Source organism: Paenibacillus sp. Y660 (assembly GCF_057221575.1).
In genome coordinates, this window is sequence record NZ_JBXBBJ010000006.1 from 1 (window position 1) to 16,360 (window position 16,360).

Annotated in this window: 13 protein-coding genes; all 13 read right to left on the reverse strand. The window is 51.7% G+C overall.

Annotated features, from left to right (window positions below):
- Positions 1-464 precede the first annotated feature (464 nt).
- A complete protein-coding gene (locus AC2TDN_RS09220) occupies positions 465-2,087 on the reverse strand; it encodes an S-layer homology domain-containing protein (RefSeq protein ID WP_484687747.1) in 1,623 nt (540 codons plus the stop codon).
- Positions 2,088-2,504: 417 nt separating this feature from the next.
- Positions 2,505-3,695, reverse strand: a complete 1,191-nt coding sequence (locus AC2TDN_RS09225) for a peptidoglycan-binding domain-containing protein (RefSeq protein ID WP_484687748.1) — start codon at positions 3,693-3,695, stop codon at positions 2,505-2,507.
- A 144-nt stretch (positions 3,696-3,839) separates the two neighbouring features.
- Positions 3,840-4,580, reverse strand: a complete 741-nt coding sequence (locus tag AC2TDN_RS09230; protein ID WP_482066615.1) for an IclR family transcriptional regulator — start codon at positions 4,578-4,580, stop codon at positions 3,840-3,842.
- Positions 4,581-4,633: 53 nt separating this feature from the next.
- Positions 4,634-5,272: an ABC transporter permease gene (locus AC2TDN_RS09235; protein WP_482066614.1), complete on the reverse strand. Its 639-nt coding sequence runs from the start codon at positions 5,270-5,272 to the stop codon at positions 4,634-4,636.
- 6 nt (positions 5,273-5,278) lie between these two features.
- Entirely contained in the window at positions 5,279-6,238 is a 960-nt protein-coding gene (locus tag AC2TDN_RS09240; RefSeq protein WP_482066613.1) for an ABC transporter ATP-binding protein, read from the reverse strand.
- 68 nt (positions 6,239-6,306) lie between these two features.
- The gene (locus AC2TDN_RS09245) at positions 6,307-7,212 is read right to left on the reverse strand and encodes a glycine betaine ABC transporter substrate-binding protein (RefSeq protein ID WP_484687749.1); all 906 of its coding nucleotides are present in this window, start codon (positions 7,210-7,212) and stop codon (positions 6,307-6,309) included.
- A gap of 18 nt (positions 7,213-7,230) precedes the next feature.
- Positions 7,231-7,878 carry an ABC transporter permease gene (locus tag AC2TDN_RS09250; protein WP_484687750.1) on the reverse strand — a complete coding sequence of 216 codons (648 nt, stop codon included), beginning with the start codon at positions 7,876-7,878 and terminating at the stop codon, positions 7,231-7,233.
- Between the two features lie 93 nt (positions 7,879-7,971).
- Entirely contained in the window at positions 7,972-9,225 is a 1,254-nt protein-coding gene (locus AC2TDN_RS09255; RefSeq protein ID WP_484687751.1) for an allantoate amidohydrolase, read from the reverse strand.
- A complete protein-coding gene (locus tag AC2TDN_RS09260; protein WP_484687752.1) occupies positions 9,218-10,492 on the reverse strand; it encodes an allantoate amidohydrolase in 1,275 nt (424 codons plus the stop codon). The genes AC2TDN_RS09255 and AC2TDN_RS09260 overlap by 8 nt, the downstream gene beginning before the upstream one ends.
- A gap of 29 nt (positions 10,493-10,521) precedes the next feature.
- The gene (locus tag AC2TDN_RS09265; protein ID WP_484687753.1) at positions 10,522-11,886 is read right to left on the reverse strand and encodes a dihydroorotase; all 1,365 of its coding nucleotides are present in this window, start codon (positions 11,884-11,886) and stop codon (positions 10,522-10,524) included.
- Positions 11,883-13,439: an HAL/PAL/TAL family ammonia-lyase gene (locus AC2TDN_RS09270; protein ID WP_484687754.1), complete on the reverse strand. Its 1,557-nt coding sequence runs from the start codon at positions 13,437-13,439 to the stop codon at positions 11,883-11,885. The genes AC2TDN_RS09265 and AC2TDN_RS09270 overlap by 4 nt, the downstream gene beginning before the upstream one ends.
- Positions 13,440-13,483: 44 nt before the next feature.
- Positions 13,484-14,581, reverse strand: coding sequence for an S-methyl thiohydantoin desulfurase family protein (locus tag AC2TDN_RS09275; RefSeq protein ID WP_484687755.1), 1,098 nt, complete (start codon positions 14,579-14,581; stop codon positions 13,484-13,486).
- The gene (locus AC2TDN_RS09280; RefSeq protein ID WP_482066605.1) at positions 14,569-16,236 is read right to left on the reverse strand and encodes a thiourocanate hydratase; all 1,668 of its coding nucleotides are present in this window, start codon (positions 16,234-16,236) and stop codon (positions 14,569-14,571) included. Before AC2TDN_RS09280 ends, AC2TDN_RS09275 begins: the two co-directional genes overlap by 13 nt.
- Positions 16,237-16,360 lie beyond the last annotated feature (124 nt).

Consider the following 16,360-nt stretch of genomic DNA (forward strand, 5'->3'; position numbering starts at 1 on the left):
GCACCAACATTTCAATACTAGTTAGTTCAACTTGATTCGCTTTGGGATGAGGTGACTTACGATTGAGCAAAGAACTCACGCCTTTCCAGAATAAATAGTGTTACTTTATTATATCAAATTAACGCGTTAATTTGACGATATATTATGACTTTCTCAACAGTCTGAGTTTTTCCCGTTCATGCTGACTCAAGAGGGCTCAGCCCCATGAAAGATTGAACCCGAGACTTCAGAAGAACCGGGGATTCCGGGGATTCCGCCGCTTCCTGCTTCCTGCTTCGTGCTTCGTGGCTTGGGGAGACTTTCACTTGCCCTCAATCTCATGAAGCCAAACAACCATAGACCTGAATAGAAAAATAGCGGTACAGGAATAGCCCCCTGTACCGCTATTTTTCCATGTCTTCCAACATTCCATTCAAAGCGAGCTATCTCTCCAGCGAGCTTACTACTTTTGGGACAGCCTTATTCTATTTATTAAACGTAGAAATCATCGCCCAATCTTCATCCGTCAACTGGTTGATCTGCCACAGGGCAACCCCGCGCAGTCCTAGCTCCTTCGCTAAACGCATTTTGGCCCCAATGCTCTGTACGTTCTCGTACCACATCAGGTGCGACCCTCTCGTATCTGTAAAAGTCACCTTGTTCAAAAAGTATGGCAGTTGCATGACCGAAGTTGTGTCCGGTGCCGCGATCCGGCTTTCGACTGCGGTAATGGCCGGCGACCGAAAAAATTCTACTTTGCCATCCGTGCCCGTGGTCCATTGGTTTGCCTGCTTCGATATGCCAAGCATCAGCTTATCCGCCGGAATATACTTAAGCGCATCCCGCGCAGCGTCGCCTACCAGCGTAAGCGGAGCAGACGGCAGTCCGCTTTGTTCATGCGTAAATTCATAAGCCATCAGGACGACCTGGTCGGCAAGCTCGCCGATCTGCTTGTAGTCATAGCCCGCATAATAATAAGATGGCGGCACGACAACCGTTAGCTCAGCATCTCCAAGCTCGGCCTTGATTGCGCGAAGCAGCTCATTAAGCGGCTCTTTATAGGCAGCTGGAACAAGGCCCTCAAAGTCGATAGCAACTCGCTCAAATCCGTACGAAGAATTGGCGACGGCCTCCCCGACAGAAACAGCAAATGCTTGGCGAGCTTCAGCATCCATCACAAAATCACCAAGCTTTTGAAACGTTGTATTTGCAAAAATCATTAGTGTTTTTGTAGACTTACTGCTCTCTGCCGCAGTAATGGCCTGCTCCCAATCGGCTGGCGGAGTTAGGGCTACCGATGCCTTGCCTGCGCCTTGATAGTCCAGCTTCGCCCAGTCGAAGATGATTTCATCCGCGGAAGCGAAACGCTCATGCTTCTTGTATGGTCCAGATGTCGCATAAAAGGCGGATACGTCAAGCTGATGGCTGGCAGTCTGAAAGCCGATCATCCGATCGATAATCGACGCTGCCTCGCGGCGCGTTAACGACTTTTTCGGAAGGAACAAGCCTTTATCGTCGCCTTTCATAATAGCGTCGGAGTATGTTCTCAGCACATAAGGAGCGAGCTTTTGGTCAATTTGCCCCACATCGCCAAAGGCAGCTTGCTCGCGTGCCGGAAGCCAGTCTACTTCGAGCCATTGCTTTTTCTCCTCTGCGGTTTTGCCCTGCAGCAGCGCGAAGGCGGTTAATGCCGCTACTTCCTCCCGCTTGATGCTTTGACTTGGATTAAATTTGCCGTCTTTGACAAGCAAGTCCAGCCATCCCGCGTCATAAGCAAGCTTAATCGATCCGTACGACCAACGCTCCTTCGCCACATCCGAAAGTAGCACAGTCTTCTCATTCTCTATTGCCGGATTAATCGATTCTACCAGCAGCTTAACGAATGCCTCTCTCGTTAGCTCTGCATTAGGCCGGTAAGTACCGTCCTCATAACCGGATACGACGCCAAGAGCGACTAAACGGTAAATCGATTCCGCTGCCCAATCCTTCTCCGGCACATCGCGATATAGTTTCAATTGCGCATCATAAGCAAACGCCTGCAAAGACGTTCCGATCATGAACAGCACCAGAATTCCAATAAGCATCGTCGTTTTTCCCCGTAACTTCAATACATCCCTCTCCCTATTAGAGTAAAGCTATTACTCTATCAATTTAGTCGATAGAATCATATAACATTTTCCACCAAAAGTCTAATAAACCCAACATATGGAACACTCTAATGTGACAATCGCTAAAAAGCCACACGCTCGGAGCTACGTTGTATTTAGTGCAGCAGAATCACCGATCCCCACCCTATTTTCTACTTCAGAAGCTGTTTCTGCTGTACTTTCTACAACGTAGCTGCTGATTAGAGGTGTCATGTCAGGTTTCTGTTGTACTTTGTGCAACGTAAGCCACGCTCTCTGCTCTGCTCTTTGCTACATTGCATTTTGAGCAACGGTCAGCCAAATTAACGAAAGCGGCAAAACAAAAAGGACCTCTTTCTTAGCGGTCCTCTTCGTCTATACATCCAATGTGTTATTCGCTTATTGCTGACTGCTGTTAGGCGCTTGGTTCTCGGATTGACTGCCGCCTTTTCTTTGGTTGCCCGATTGTCCACCTCCAGGAGCTTGGTTGTTACCGCCGCCTAGACTGCCATTGCCGCCATGGTTGTGATTCCCGCCATGGCCTCCACCCATGTTGCCGCCTTTGCCTTGGTTCTCGCCTGCGCCGCCGCCAAACCCGCCGCCTTTGCCTTGGTTCTCGCCTGCGCCGCCGCTAATTCCGCCGCTTTTGCCTTGGTTCTCGCTTGCTCCGCCGCCAATTCCGCCGCTTTTGCCTTGGTTCTCGCCTGCGCCGCCGCCAAACCCGCCGCCTTTGCCTTGGTTCTCGCCTGCACCGCCGCCAATTCCGCCGCCTTTGCCTTGGTTCTCGCCTGCTCCGCCGCCAATTCCGCCGCCTTTGCCTTGGTTCTCGCCTGCTCCGCCGCCAATTCCGCCGCCTTTGCCTTGGTTCTCGCCTGCGCCGCCGCCAATTCCGCCGCTTTTGCCTTGGTTCTCGCCTACGCCACCACCAGCTCCGCCGCCTGTGCCGCCACCAGCTCCGCCGCCTGCACCACCACCAGCTCCACCGCCTGCGCCACCACCAGCTCCGCCGCCTGCGCCACCACCAGCTCCGCCACCTGCGCCGCCACCAGCTCCGCCGCCTGCGCCACCACCAGCTCCGCCACCTGCGCCGCCACCAGCTCCGCCGCCTGCGCCACCGCCTGCGCCACCACCAGCTCCGCCGCCTGCGCCACCACCAACTCCACCACCTGCGCCGCCACCAGCTCCTGCTCCATTGCCAATTGATCTTGCTTTCATGTTCGACTTCGCTTTACTGCGAGCCTTCATCGAAGCCTTCAATTCTGAATATGAGTAAGTGATTGATTTTAGTGTTTTAACATCCACAGAGCCAGTCGCCTTCAGCCCATGCTTTTTCTGAAAATATTTTACGCCGCGTACAGTAGATGCGCCATAATAGCCATCGATGGGGCCAGAATAACTGCCTAGTGATTTCAGCATGCCTTGGATGACGTAAACATCCGGTCCCTTCGCATTTTTGCCAATTGCATGCCCAGTTTGAGGCATGCTGAACATCAATGTCACGGCTAGCAATACAGCGCCTATGTATCTTGCTGCAAGCCCCACGATCGTATTTCTTTTTGCACCTGATGCCGTTTTCTCATTTTGTTGCATACAAAATACACCATCCTTTTCATTTTTAAAAGCACCACCTTACTATCCCCATCTTTTTATTTTTATTCCAAATTGTTTAACAACAAAAAAACGGATCGCCTATTGCGCTCCGCTGCTCTTTTAAAACGTCCTATTGGAAAATGATTACGCTAATCCGCCTAGCTTGCACGATATTTGTGATGCAGCCGCTTTTACGTTCTGAATCACAATCGGAATCTCCTTCTCGTTGAGCCTATGTATAGGTCCCGCTGCCGATAAGCTTGCTACGATGCGCTGCTGTGGATCAAATATCGGAGCCGCAATCGCAAAAGCATCCGTATCGACCTCTCCTAAAGTAAAGCTATAGCCTGCTTTCCTTATGCTCTGCAGCTCCTGCAGCAGCGTAGGCTTGCTGTCATCTTCCGCAAAATGCTTGCACATCTCTTCAATGATTTTGTCATTTTCAAAAGCGAGCAGCGTTTTTCCAGATGCGCCGGAGTTAAGCGGCAATACTCGGCCATTTTCGATAGAGAGCCTGATCAGCCTTTTGCTCGTCACATTTTCAATGCAAATCGCTTTGGAGCCTGAACGCACGAATAGCACCGTCGTTTCGTTCGTGAGAGCGGTAAGCTCCTCCATCACCGGCCTAGCTATCGTAAGAAGCTCTTTCTCAATTTGCTGCGATAAGCTTCTAGCCAAATCGAATATTCGCAGTCCTAACCCAATTTGTCCTCTGCCCTTGCGCTCAACGAAGCCGTTCTTTATAAGCGTTTGAATAAAACGATATGCCGTGCTGTCCGGGATACCCACCTTCTCAGCAATCTCGCTGACTGTAAGAGTAGCACCCGACTCAGCTAGTACAAACAATATATCGATAGCACGTCCTAATGTTTGAGTCCCATTCATGTTTACACCTCGAAATATAAGCAATAATAGTTGCACGTATGAGATACAGTATATCACACCCGCTGTTCTCCGCGTGCTCTTCGCATTGTTGTTTTTTCGAGCCTAAGCAGAAATGTATTCGTGGATAGAGCCAGCAGCGAAACGAGCAGCGTCCCCCATACCATTTTCGGAACAGAATTTTGATATAAGCCTTCGAATAAAATACCGCCTAATCCGCCGGCATTGATCCAAGCCGCAATCGTTGCTATGCCAATAACGGATACCGAAGCGATGCGGACTCCGCCAATAATAACCGGCAGCGCAAGCGGCAGCTCGATCTTGATGAACATCCTCCAAGCGCCAAACCCCATGCCTTTGGCTGCCTCGATAATAGACGGCTCGATGGATTGAAAACCTGAAATGACGTTCCGCACCAGGATGAGCTGACTATACACGACTAATGCGATAATAGCCGGCTTGCTTCCTAGCCCAACGAGCGGAATGAGCAAAGCGAACATGCCAAGGCTTGGAATAGCATAAATAATGCCTAGTACGGACAATACAGGAACGGAAATCCGACGATGCCTTGCGAGCCAATAGCCAAGCGGAAGCGCGATCAGCAGCGCGATGAGCAGAGAAATAAAAGTGAGATAAATATGCTCAAGCAATGAGGTCAACAAATCATCATAATGGCGGCTAAAATAGTCCAGCATCTAGCGTCACCTGCCATTCTGCAGCTTTAACTGCTCAAGCGTGATCCGGCCTACCAGCTCATGCTCGCTGTTTTCCACAGCCACATACGGCACATTTTGCTGCAGAAGAATTTGAAGCACCGTTTTTAAGCTCTCATTCCGTTGAACGCGGGGGATTTCGTCGCCTACAACACGATCCGCAAGCTCGATCATCCGCTCCTCCGCTCGCATAAGATGCAGCTGCTGAAATAAATTGTCGGATTGAATCAAGCGCGACACGAATGAATTGCTAGGATTGGACATGATTGCAAGCGGGGTATCATACTGCTGAATCGTACCTTCATTCATAACAATCATACGATCTCCAAGCTTCATCGCCTCGTCCACGTCATGTGTCACAAACAGCACCGTTTTGCCAAGATCGCGTTGAATTTGTTTAAAATCATCCTGTAGCTTCGTCCGCGTAATCGCATCAATCGCACCAAACGGCTCATCCATTAGCAGTATGGCTGGATCGCCTGCCATCGCCCTTGCAATGCCGACACGCTGCTGCTGACCGCCGGAGAGCTGGCGCGGATACCGCTTTTTATAATTTTCAGGCAGATGCACGAGCTCCATTAGATAGTCGATTCGCTCAGCAGTCCTCTGGCGCTCCCAGCCTAATATGTTAGGGACGGTCGCAATATTCTGCTCAATCGTCAGATGCGGGAATAGCCCTACCTGCTGGATCACATAACCGATGCTTTGCCGCAGCTCCGTTACGGGCAAGCTCCTAATATCGCTGCCGAATACCGAGATGGTGCCTGCGGTTGGCTCAATAATGCGGTTGACCATTTTCAGCAAAGTCGTTTTTCCGCAGCCCGATGCACCTAGTATCGTGACAAAGGAGCCTTGCGGAATAACGAGGCTTGTCTCATTTACAGAAGGCTTCGCTGCCTTTGGGAAAGTTTTGGACACCTGCTTGAATACGATTGCTTCTTTGCTCATGCTTATCAACTCCTGTAGGAAGGGGGTTTCCCCTGATATGGAGAAACCCCACTGCTTCAAAATTTGAATTATTTTTTAATCAAGCCCTGCTCTTCCAAAAATGCTTTCGCAACATCTGCGTATTCTTTTTTGTCGATATCGACTTGCGCGTTCAGCTTTTGTACCGTCGCGTTATCGAGCTTAGCGGACACGTTGTTCAGAACCTTCGCGATTTCCGGGTCTTTCTCGTTAAGCTCGCCGCGAATGACAGGAGCTACGAAGTATGGGGGCCAGAACTTCTTGTCATCTTCCAGAAGCACAAGATCAGGGTTCGTCAAGTCGCCGTCCGTCGTAAAGCCAACCGTTACATCCGCTTCGCCATCCAGCGTTACGCGGTATTTGATGCCGTAGTCAAACAGCTTGATGCTTTTGAAATCCATTTTGCCATAGAATGCGTTCAGGCCCTTCAAGCCGTCCTCGCGCTCCTCAAATTCCGGTACAGCAGCCAGGTTGAGCTCAGGAGCAAGCTTTACAAGATCGGAAATTTTGTAGAGATTATATTTATCAGCAATTTTCTTCGTTGTTACAAGACCTTGCGAGTCATTTGTATCCGTTGGCTCAAGCCAGATCAGATCAAATTTCTCTTTGTAGCCTTTGGCTACTTCATCGTATACCGTCTTCGCATCGGAATTAGGCGGCAATTCCAACACGTTGATCAGGCCAGTACCTGTATATTCCGGATAAAAGTCGATATCGCCCTTCTTGAGCGCCTCATGCGCAACAAGCGTACCGCCGAGATTAAGCTTGCGATCCACTTTATAGCCTTCATTTTCGAGCGCCAATGCGTACATTTCACCTAAAATCAATGATTCCGTAAAGTTTTTGGAGCCTACCTTCACTTCTGTCTTGCCTGAACCGCCGCTCGATGAGCATGCGCTAATAACGAGCACCGAACTAAGGATCAACCCTGCCAAAGCTACTAATCTCTTTTTCATTTGAATAAACCCCTTCCATTATAAACGCTGGTATTTGGTTGCCGCTCTTTCAATTCCTGCAAAGCTAATTTCCGATAAAATCGCCAGCAGCGCCACAGGCACCGCTCCGACAAGCAGCAAAGAGAAGTTGTACATGCCGAGGCCGTTAATGATGAATGTTCCAAGCCCGCCGCCTCCGATAAATGCTGCCAATGTCGCACTCGCGATTACTTCTACCGCTGCAGTCTTAATTCCAGACAGCAGCAGGGGAACCGCCAGCGGCAGCTCGATTTTGCGTAAAATCATCCGCTCGCCCATTCCAAGGCCTGATGCGGCTTCAATGATAGCCGGCTCAATCCCTCTAAAGCCCATGTAGGTATTGATCAGAATCGGCGGGCAAGCGAGCAGCGTTAACGCAATAAGCGCAGGTGCGAACCCTGTCCCCATTATCGGCAAGATAATGATAAGTACAGCCAGGCTGGGAATGACTCGCAAGGAGTTGAACAGACCCATAATCGGCCCGGTCAACCACTCTTTCTTCGCGCACAGTATGCCAAGCGGAACGCATATGACGATCGCGATAAGGAGAGCGTAGAGGCTGATGGTCAAATGAACCTTGACTGCTTCCAGAAACCTGTCGCTATTGGTTATCACATATTCGTAGGCACCGAGGAAAGCATCCACCATCTGTTTTCCCTCCTCCTTCCCAATTGAATTATCATATACTAATAATACGTTACCATTATTATTATTCGATATATCCTATTATGTCAATCGGATTTATTTATTTATATCGTTTGCAAGCAGAATTAGCGTGTTCAGCAGCACATTTGCGCCTGCTTCGCAATCATCCGGGCTGCTCCATTCAAGCGGATGATGGCTGATCCCATCTCGGGAACGAACCAGAATAAGGCCGATATCTGTCAGCTCATTCATGGCCACCGCATCATGGCCCGCGCCGCAAACCATATAAGTTTCAGTCAAACCTACATTCGTGCAGCTATTTGCAATGGCTTCCACAATGCGCTTCGAAGATTGTACAGGCTGGGCGCCGTCAATCGTACGGATGGATACGGTTAAGCCTCTCGCTTCGGCTGAGCGTTCAAGTGCAGACGCAATCGCAAGCTCCATTTGCCTAAGGGATTCCAATGCTTCATGCCGCATATCGACGGTGAAGATGACCTCGCCTGGTATGACGTTAACAGCTCCAGGAGCAAGCTTCAACGTACCTGCCGTTGCGACCCCGCCCCGCTTAATCGCAATTTGCTCAATCGCAAGCAGCGCCTCGGCTGCTGCGATGAGCGGGTCTTGGCGCAGCTTCATAGGCGTTGTTCCCGCATGATCAGCCCGTCCGCGCATGCTTACCTCAAGCCAGCTATGGCCATAAATAGCCGTCGCTATCCCTACGGCTTCACCCAGCTCCTCAAGCACGCGGCCTTGCTCAATATGCAGCTCAACATACGCTTTGACTGCATCCCGGCTGCGGCTGGCATGGGCTGCATGATCCGGATTCAGATCAGCGTATTCCATCGCTTCTCGAAGCGTAGTGCCGGCAGAATCGGCCAGCTCCAGCCAATTCTCGTTCCAAGCGCCTGCCATCGCCCGGCTGCCCATATAGCCGGCGCCAAAGCGAACCCCCTCTTCGTCCGTAAAGCAAATAACCTCTAAAGGCCTATCATGTTTCACGCCTTGCTCCTTGATGGATCGAAGCACCTCAATGCCGCCAAGCACGCCCAGCGCACCGTCGAATAAGCCAGCATGAATGACCGTGTCAATGTGCGAGCCGGTCGCAATCGCTCCTGCGCCTTGCCGCTCGCCCTCCAACCGTCCGATAAGATTGCCCGCTTCGTCTTGTCTGACGGCGAGTCCCGCTTCCTCCATCAATCGAATTATAAATTGTCTCGCTATTAATTCCGCGTTGCTGAGCGAGAGCCGCGTCACACAGCCATTTGGGTCTGCTCCGATTTTGCCAAGCTCCTGAATCGTTTCCCACAGCCGTCCGCCGTTGATATACGCACTTCCAGGCTCAACCATTCCGCCACCTGCTTAAATCTGCAGCATCAGCCAGCAGCAAAGCCGCGGCCAAAGCCTGCGTACCTGCCGCAACATCCTCATAATCGGTCCATTCCTCCGGACAATGGCTTCGGCCGCCTTTGCTCGGAACAAAAATCATCCCAATCGGCGCAATGGCAGCGAGCTGATTGGCATCATGTCCCGCTCCGCTTGCCAAAGTGATCGCCGGTGCTGCCGAAGCGCATGCTTGAAGCACCAGTTTCAGCACTTGTTCCTTAACGATGACCGCATTTGATTTCGACAACGTCTCAAGCGACAAGCGCAGTCCGCGCCTGGCTGCAATTTCAGATGCTTCCACTGCAAAGGCGGCATATAACGCGTCCGATATCGTTCGGTCAAGCGAACGAATTTCAAGGTCAAATCGAACAAGTCCCGGCACGACATTTGAAGCGTTGGGCTCATTCGTCACTTTGCCGATCGTACCTACCGCATCCTTCGCATAGCTCAGGCAATGACGTTCAAAGGCAGCCCCGATTTCACAAAAGCCTGCCAACGCGTCGCTCCGAAGCGACATTGGCGTCGTACCCGCATGGTTCGGCGCACCTGTTATCGTGACACGGTAACGTTGAATGCCTACAATGCCAAGCACAGCGCCAAGGCGATGCCCCGATTGCTCTAGTACGGGCCCTTGCTCGATATGCAGCTCCAAATAAAGCGCAACATCACCTGGCTTTCTCGATTGCTTGGCCAGCTGGCCAACATCTCCGCCCTGCCTGTTAATCGCATCGCCAAGCTTGAGGCCGCTGTCATCTTGAAGCTCCAGCATTGCCTCCGTCAAATTGCCGACCATCCCCCGGCTGCCTGCCGTCGAGATGCCGAACTCGCTCGGCTCCTCTGCCGTGAAGTCCACGATTTGGAGCGAGTGGCGAAGCTGCGTGCCTGATTCCTGCAGCAGACGCGCAATTTCGATGCCGGCAAGCACGCCGATCGTCCCGTCAAAGCGGCCGCCGCCCGTAACGGTATCGGTATGGGAACCAATCATAATAGGGGGCAGCGTGAGGTCGCTTCCAGGCAAGCTTCCAATCAAGTTGGAAGCTGCGTCAATAGAGACTGCCAGCCCTGCTTCCTTCATGAGCTCGGAAAGCCATCGCCTTCCGTCATCATAATGCGAAGTAAACGGGGGCCTTGTCCAGCCTGGCTTGAACATGTCGCGATATGAAGACAGCTGTTCGACATTAGCCTGAAGCCGAGCCGCACTCGGTACCAGTTGATGAATATGGCTCTTCATCCTTGTCCTCTCCTTTCTTAATTAATGGCTTAAACGGCATGCTCGGCTCTTGCGAATCTCCCATGACCCGCTTCGCCGACCACAGCTCCGTCTTCATATACAACCGTTCCTCTAACGATGGTGTGCGACACTTTCCCTTGCAGCTCCATGCCGTTATAAGCGCTCCAGCCTGCGCTGGAATGCAGCTCTCGTTCATCCAGCGTCCAAGAAACGGCTGGATCGATAATGACAAGATCAGCGTCATAGCCCTCCGACAGCCTTCCTTTGCGATGGCCTAGCCCAAAGACGTCAGCAGGCCTTTGGCACAGAAGCCTAACCAAGTCCGTCAACGCAAGCTTGCCCTTGGCAACCCCTTCGCTATATATGATAGGAAGAAGATGCTCCACTCCGGGCGCGCCGGAAGCGTTATTGAAAATATCAGCATCGGATTTGCGGGCGATAAGCCACGGGGCGTGATCGGATGTGATCATATCGATTGCTCCTTTTTTCGCTAAATCCCATAAGCCGTCCTTATCCTGCTTCGTGCGCAGCGGCGGATTGATCTTCCCCTTCGCCTTCAGACGGGGCATGTCATCCTCGCTTAGCGTCAAATAATGCGTGCATGTTTCAGCGGTGATCTTAGCTCCAAGCGAGCGGAAATAGTCAGCCAGCTGAAAAATTCGCGGATAAGTGCAATGATATAAATGCAATTTAACGCCTGTTTCATAAGCAAGCTCCATTGCCGTCAAAGCGGCCACCGATTCGCTTACCTTCGGCCTGCTCCAGCCATGCGCACGTGGATCGAGTCCCTCTGAGCGGTATTTGTCGATATACCTATGCACAATTTCATCGTTTTCCGCATGTACACCTACCGGACAGCCCGTTTCAGCAATGACTGCAAACGAGTCGAGCAGCTGGCCGTCATCGATGCGCGGAAACCGAAAGGAGTCGGTATTGAACATCGACACCTTGAATCCGCAGGCACCCGCTTGCGCAAGCTGGCGGATATGTTCATAGCCTTCTTCCTTATGGAGCGTAACGAGCATCGCCATATCGACAATGGATTGCTGCTCAAGCTGCTGCTTTTTTTGCTCGAACGCTTCCAGCGTACAGATCATCCCCGTCGCATCGTAAGGCATTTCTATAATGGTCGTTACGCCGCCCGCTGCTGCAGACTTGCTGGCTGTATGGAACCCCTCATCCAATGAGCTGTAGCAATGGACGTGAGCGTCGACTGCACCTGGCAGCACGAAGCTGCCTTCTGCGTGAACGACTTTTGCGCCTGACTGATCGGCTTCCTCTATCTGGCCTATGGTAACGATTCGGCCGTCCTTAATACCGATTGCCGAATCATATCTTACACCCTCCGGAAGCACGATGTTTCCGATTACAACAAGATCATAGAACTTGCTCATAGCACCCCTCCTTCTATTCGAATCCCTCTGCGGATGAGCTCATATACGGCGCTAATGTCTGGGGTGAGCGGCCGATCCGCTGTCAAAGCAGGGACTATACCGCGAATTTGCGCATAAACAGCAGCCGAGCCTCGGCCTAATTCGGCTTGAGATCCGCGCAAGTCTATCGCTTGGGCAGCGTGCAGCGCTTCTATCCCGAGTATGTAGGTTAAACGGTCGATAATGTCCGCCGTCTTGCGTATAACGAGCGGCGTATTGTTCGCATGATCCTCCATATCGCCGGAAAGCGAGAAATAATCGACTGATACCGGATTAGTCAACAAACGAATTTCCGCGTCAAGCGACGTATAGGTTTTCTGAAGCGTACCGAAGGCGATTGTCTCTGAATTCGGGGCAAGAAACCGCTCCAGACCAGTGAAAGAAGGCGTGCCGAGCTTAATCGAGCGGTAGCATGATATTTTCGATAAATAGCTTAATGCAATGCCAACCATCTCAAACGCTACTGTCCATGTGGTCACGTCGAAGTTAGAGGAAGGAACGACTCTTCTCTCCTCAATAAGGACACATGGATTATCATCAGAGCTGTTCAATTGAATCTTCAGCAGCTTCAAGGCATGATCAAGCGCATCACGGGCCGCGCCATGCACTTGGCAAGCACTGCGAAAGCTAAGCGGATCTTGAATCTTATCGCTTTGATCCATGCTCACAAGCGCTCCGCCGCGCAAGCAGCTTCTGACATTAGCAGCGCTTTCAGCGCTCCCCTCGAATGGCCTTACTGCGAACAAAGCCTCATCAAACGGACTTGTGCAGCCTTGCAGCGCTTCGAGCGATAAAGCAAACACGGCGTCGGCTGTCTCCAGCAGCCTTAAAGCCGCGGCAGCCGTTAAAGCTCCTGTTCCTGCGGACAACGCATTGGAGCTTACTATCGCCAGCGCATCCTTTGGCCCTAGCTTCACCGGAACGAATCCCGCAGCCTGCAATGCTGTCTTAGCAGCTACGACTTGCCCTTCGTATGTGACACTTCCTTCGCCGATAATAGCTAAGCCGATATGGGACAACACCGTAATGTCACCAGCGCCTATTGAACCGCGGAGCGGCAAGATCGGATGAATGCTCGCATTGAGCAAATCCCGATACATGAGCACAATCGCCGGCTGTACGCCCGTGCAGCCCATAAGCAGCGTATTCAGACGGGCGACTAGCACCGCCCTTACCTGCTGCTCGGAGGCAGTAGGCTCCACAGCAGCGGAATGCGAATAGATGAGATTTCGGTTAAAGGCCTCATACATCTCGGCTGTAATTTCGCGATCCTTGTTCTGCCCGACCCCGCGGTTAAGCCCGTAGATGGGAACGCCTTCAGCGGCAAGCTCTTGAATCAATCGATGCGCGTCCTCTACCCGCTTCATGGCTTCCTCCGATAGCTCAACCCGATAACCGTCAACCGCTATTTGCTCAAGCTCATGAAGAGAGAGGGAATGTCCATCGAGCGTAACTACTCGTTCGTTCGGTATCTGCTGCCTATATAGTCCAGCATCATCTATTTTGTCATTCATGAAAGACACCTTCTTATAGTCGTAATCAATTAGGAATGTACGAATTACAAAATGCCCTTCAAGCCGTACTCGGCAAGCGGTATGCCAAGCGCCTTCTCTACCTCTGGGTATACAGTCGGGTCCTTCACGCTGGAGCTAAGCGGAACATGCTGCTTGTCGATTGCAAGCAGCGACACCTCCATGCCTTCCTTCACGCCGCCCACGCTGATCGGCAGTCCGGTAGCCGTTTCAAATGTCGTAATGACATCCGGATAAGTCGTCAAGCGATTGCCTTCCGCATCATCTACCGCCATATATTCGTTCATAACATGCAGCGTAAGCTGACCGCCTGCACCGTCCTCCATCGTAATCGTGCCAATATCGAAAGCGCCTGAATAATGTACGTCCTTCTTCAGCACGATACCTCTGCCGATCATTCGGCCGTTTGTTTTTTGGCACACCGTTTCCATTATCGCTTCAGCTCCAATGGCCTCTGCCTCAATCATTGCGTACCCAAGCTCAAGCGCTATCGAGATGCCGCCGATCGCGGCGTGCTCCTTCACATAAGATGCCGGAATCGGGTGGCGCGCCGAGGCAATGAAGCCGCCTGACATATCGGATGCCGTCCGCAAAATGTTAGACGTTTTGGCAGGCGTGCCTTTGACGACCAGCTCGAGATAAGAGCCCGTATCCCTTCTGCCGCCGACGACAACCTGAATCGTCTCATAGTCGGTGCGCGAAGCAAGCCCCATCGAGCCCATCTTGCCGGTTGGATGCGCGCGAATATCGCCAGTCGCATCAACGACGACGAGACCGAGCGCTGCAGCCGGCAGCCAGCCGTTAATCGTACTCGACATGCCGTTTTGCGGAGTCATTACCCCTACAACCTTGCCATCGTAATTGTCCATCAGCAGCTTAACCGCCTTGATATAATCAATGCCCCACATTTCCCACTCATTGCCGGCAGGCGCCCCAATCGCAGTCGCCGTTACAATAATCGCATCGTCTGGAAGCTCGTCAACGGAAACTAGCTTAGGCTTCGCGATCCCAACCGCCGCACCGCCGATCTCAAGTCCATGGTCGACCCAGCCGCCGCCGCCTGCTGCAAATACCGCTCCCCCTCTTACTGCCGCTCTTACATCCTCTATCGTTAATTCCCGCAAGATGAATTCCCCTCTCGTTTCGTTTCGATTCTGCGTATGCCTTTTTTGCTCACTTCATCCAATGATTCCTCATAGCCTGCATCGGCATATCGCAAAACGCCAAGCCCCGTGTCATTGTCGAGCGTCGTCTTCAGTCTGAGCTCCGCATCGGCTGTACCATCCGCAACGAGCGTTACGCCTGCGCTGGTCATATAGCCGCTGTAGCCGCCGCCGCCCGAATGGATCGCGACAAGATCGGCCATGGAAGAACAGTTAATCATCGCATTCAGCAGCGGCCAATCGGATATCGCATCGCTGCCGTCCTTCATATTTTCGGTCATAATATTCGGATGCGTCATCGCACCTGCGTCCAAATGGTCGCGAGAGAAAGCAATTGGTCCGCTAAGCTCGCCCGCCTTCACCATCGCATTTACTGCTAATGCCAGCTTCGTTCGGTCTCCATGGCCGAACCAGCCGATACGTGCTGGCAGTCCTTCGACAGGGACGTACTCGTTCGCTAAGCGAATCCAGTTCACGACCACCTCGTTGTCGCTAAACTGCTCCAATATATATTGATCGATCTTTCTAATATCGTTGGCATCGCCGCTTAGCGCGACCCAGCGGAACGGTCCGATCGCCCGTGCGAACAGCGGCCTTAGGAAGGCTTCCGTAAACACAGCGATATCGAATGCATCCTTTACTCCGTACTGCTGCGCTTGCGAGCGAATATTGTTGCCATTGTCAAAAACGACTGCTCCTCTGCGCTGAAACTCCAGCATCGCTTCCACTTCGGCAGCAATTGACGCGCCTGCGTCCGCTTGAAGCTTATCCGGTGCCGTCTTGCGCAGCTCAGCAGCCTTCTCCAAGCTATAGCCAGACGGTATATAGCCGTACATCAGATCATGCGCCGAGGTTTGGTCAGTCACAACATCCGGCCGGATTCCTCTGCGGATCAATTCCGGATAAATATCGGCTGCGTTTCCAAGCAGACCGACGGATAAGCTCACTTTCGCCCTGCAAGCCTCCTCAATCCACTCAAGCGCCTCATCCAGACTTTCGGTTTTCCTTTGCAAATAACCGACTTCGATCCGTTTATCGATTCTAGCCTCGGACACTTCCACGCATAAAATAACCGCGCCAGCCATCGTTCCCGCAAGCGGCTGCGCCCCGCCCATTCCGCCGAGGCCCGCAGTCAATATGAATTTGCCGGCAAGACTGCCGCCGTAATGCATTCTAGCGATTGATTGAAAAATTTCATAAGTCCCTTGAATAACCCCTTGGGAGCCGATATATTGCCACGCGGCTGCAGTCAATCCGCCCCAAATGATCAAGCCTTGCTCCTGATATTTATAGAAATTTTCGCTTGTTGCCCATTTGCCCACCATATTGCAATTCGCCATGACAACGATCGGCGCATATTTATGCGTACGCATGATGCCAATCGGCTTCCCCGATTGAATGACAAGCGTCTCTTCTTCCTCCAGCGATTTGAGCGTGCTGACTATGGCATGATAGGAATCCCAATTGCGGGCCGCTTTCCCAAGCGCAGCATACACAGTTAGCTCCTTTTGATTCTCGCCATTTTCGAGAACATTCTCGAGCATGCGCAGCAGCGCTTCCTGCCTCCAGCCCTTGCACCGAAGCTCCCCGCCTCTTGCCGCCAAAATCTTATCCATATCCAACACTCCTTTTTATCATCATTCAATAATTGGTTTCTATTAGTCAATAAAATATCAAATGAACACCTAATAGTCAATGATTTTCGTTAATAATATGTTACTTTAAGTAACGCACTAGGAA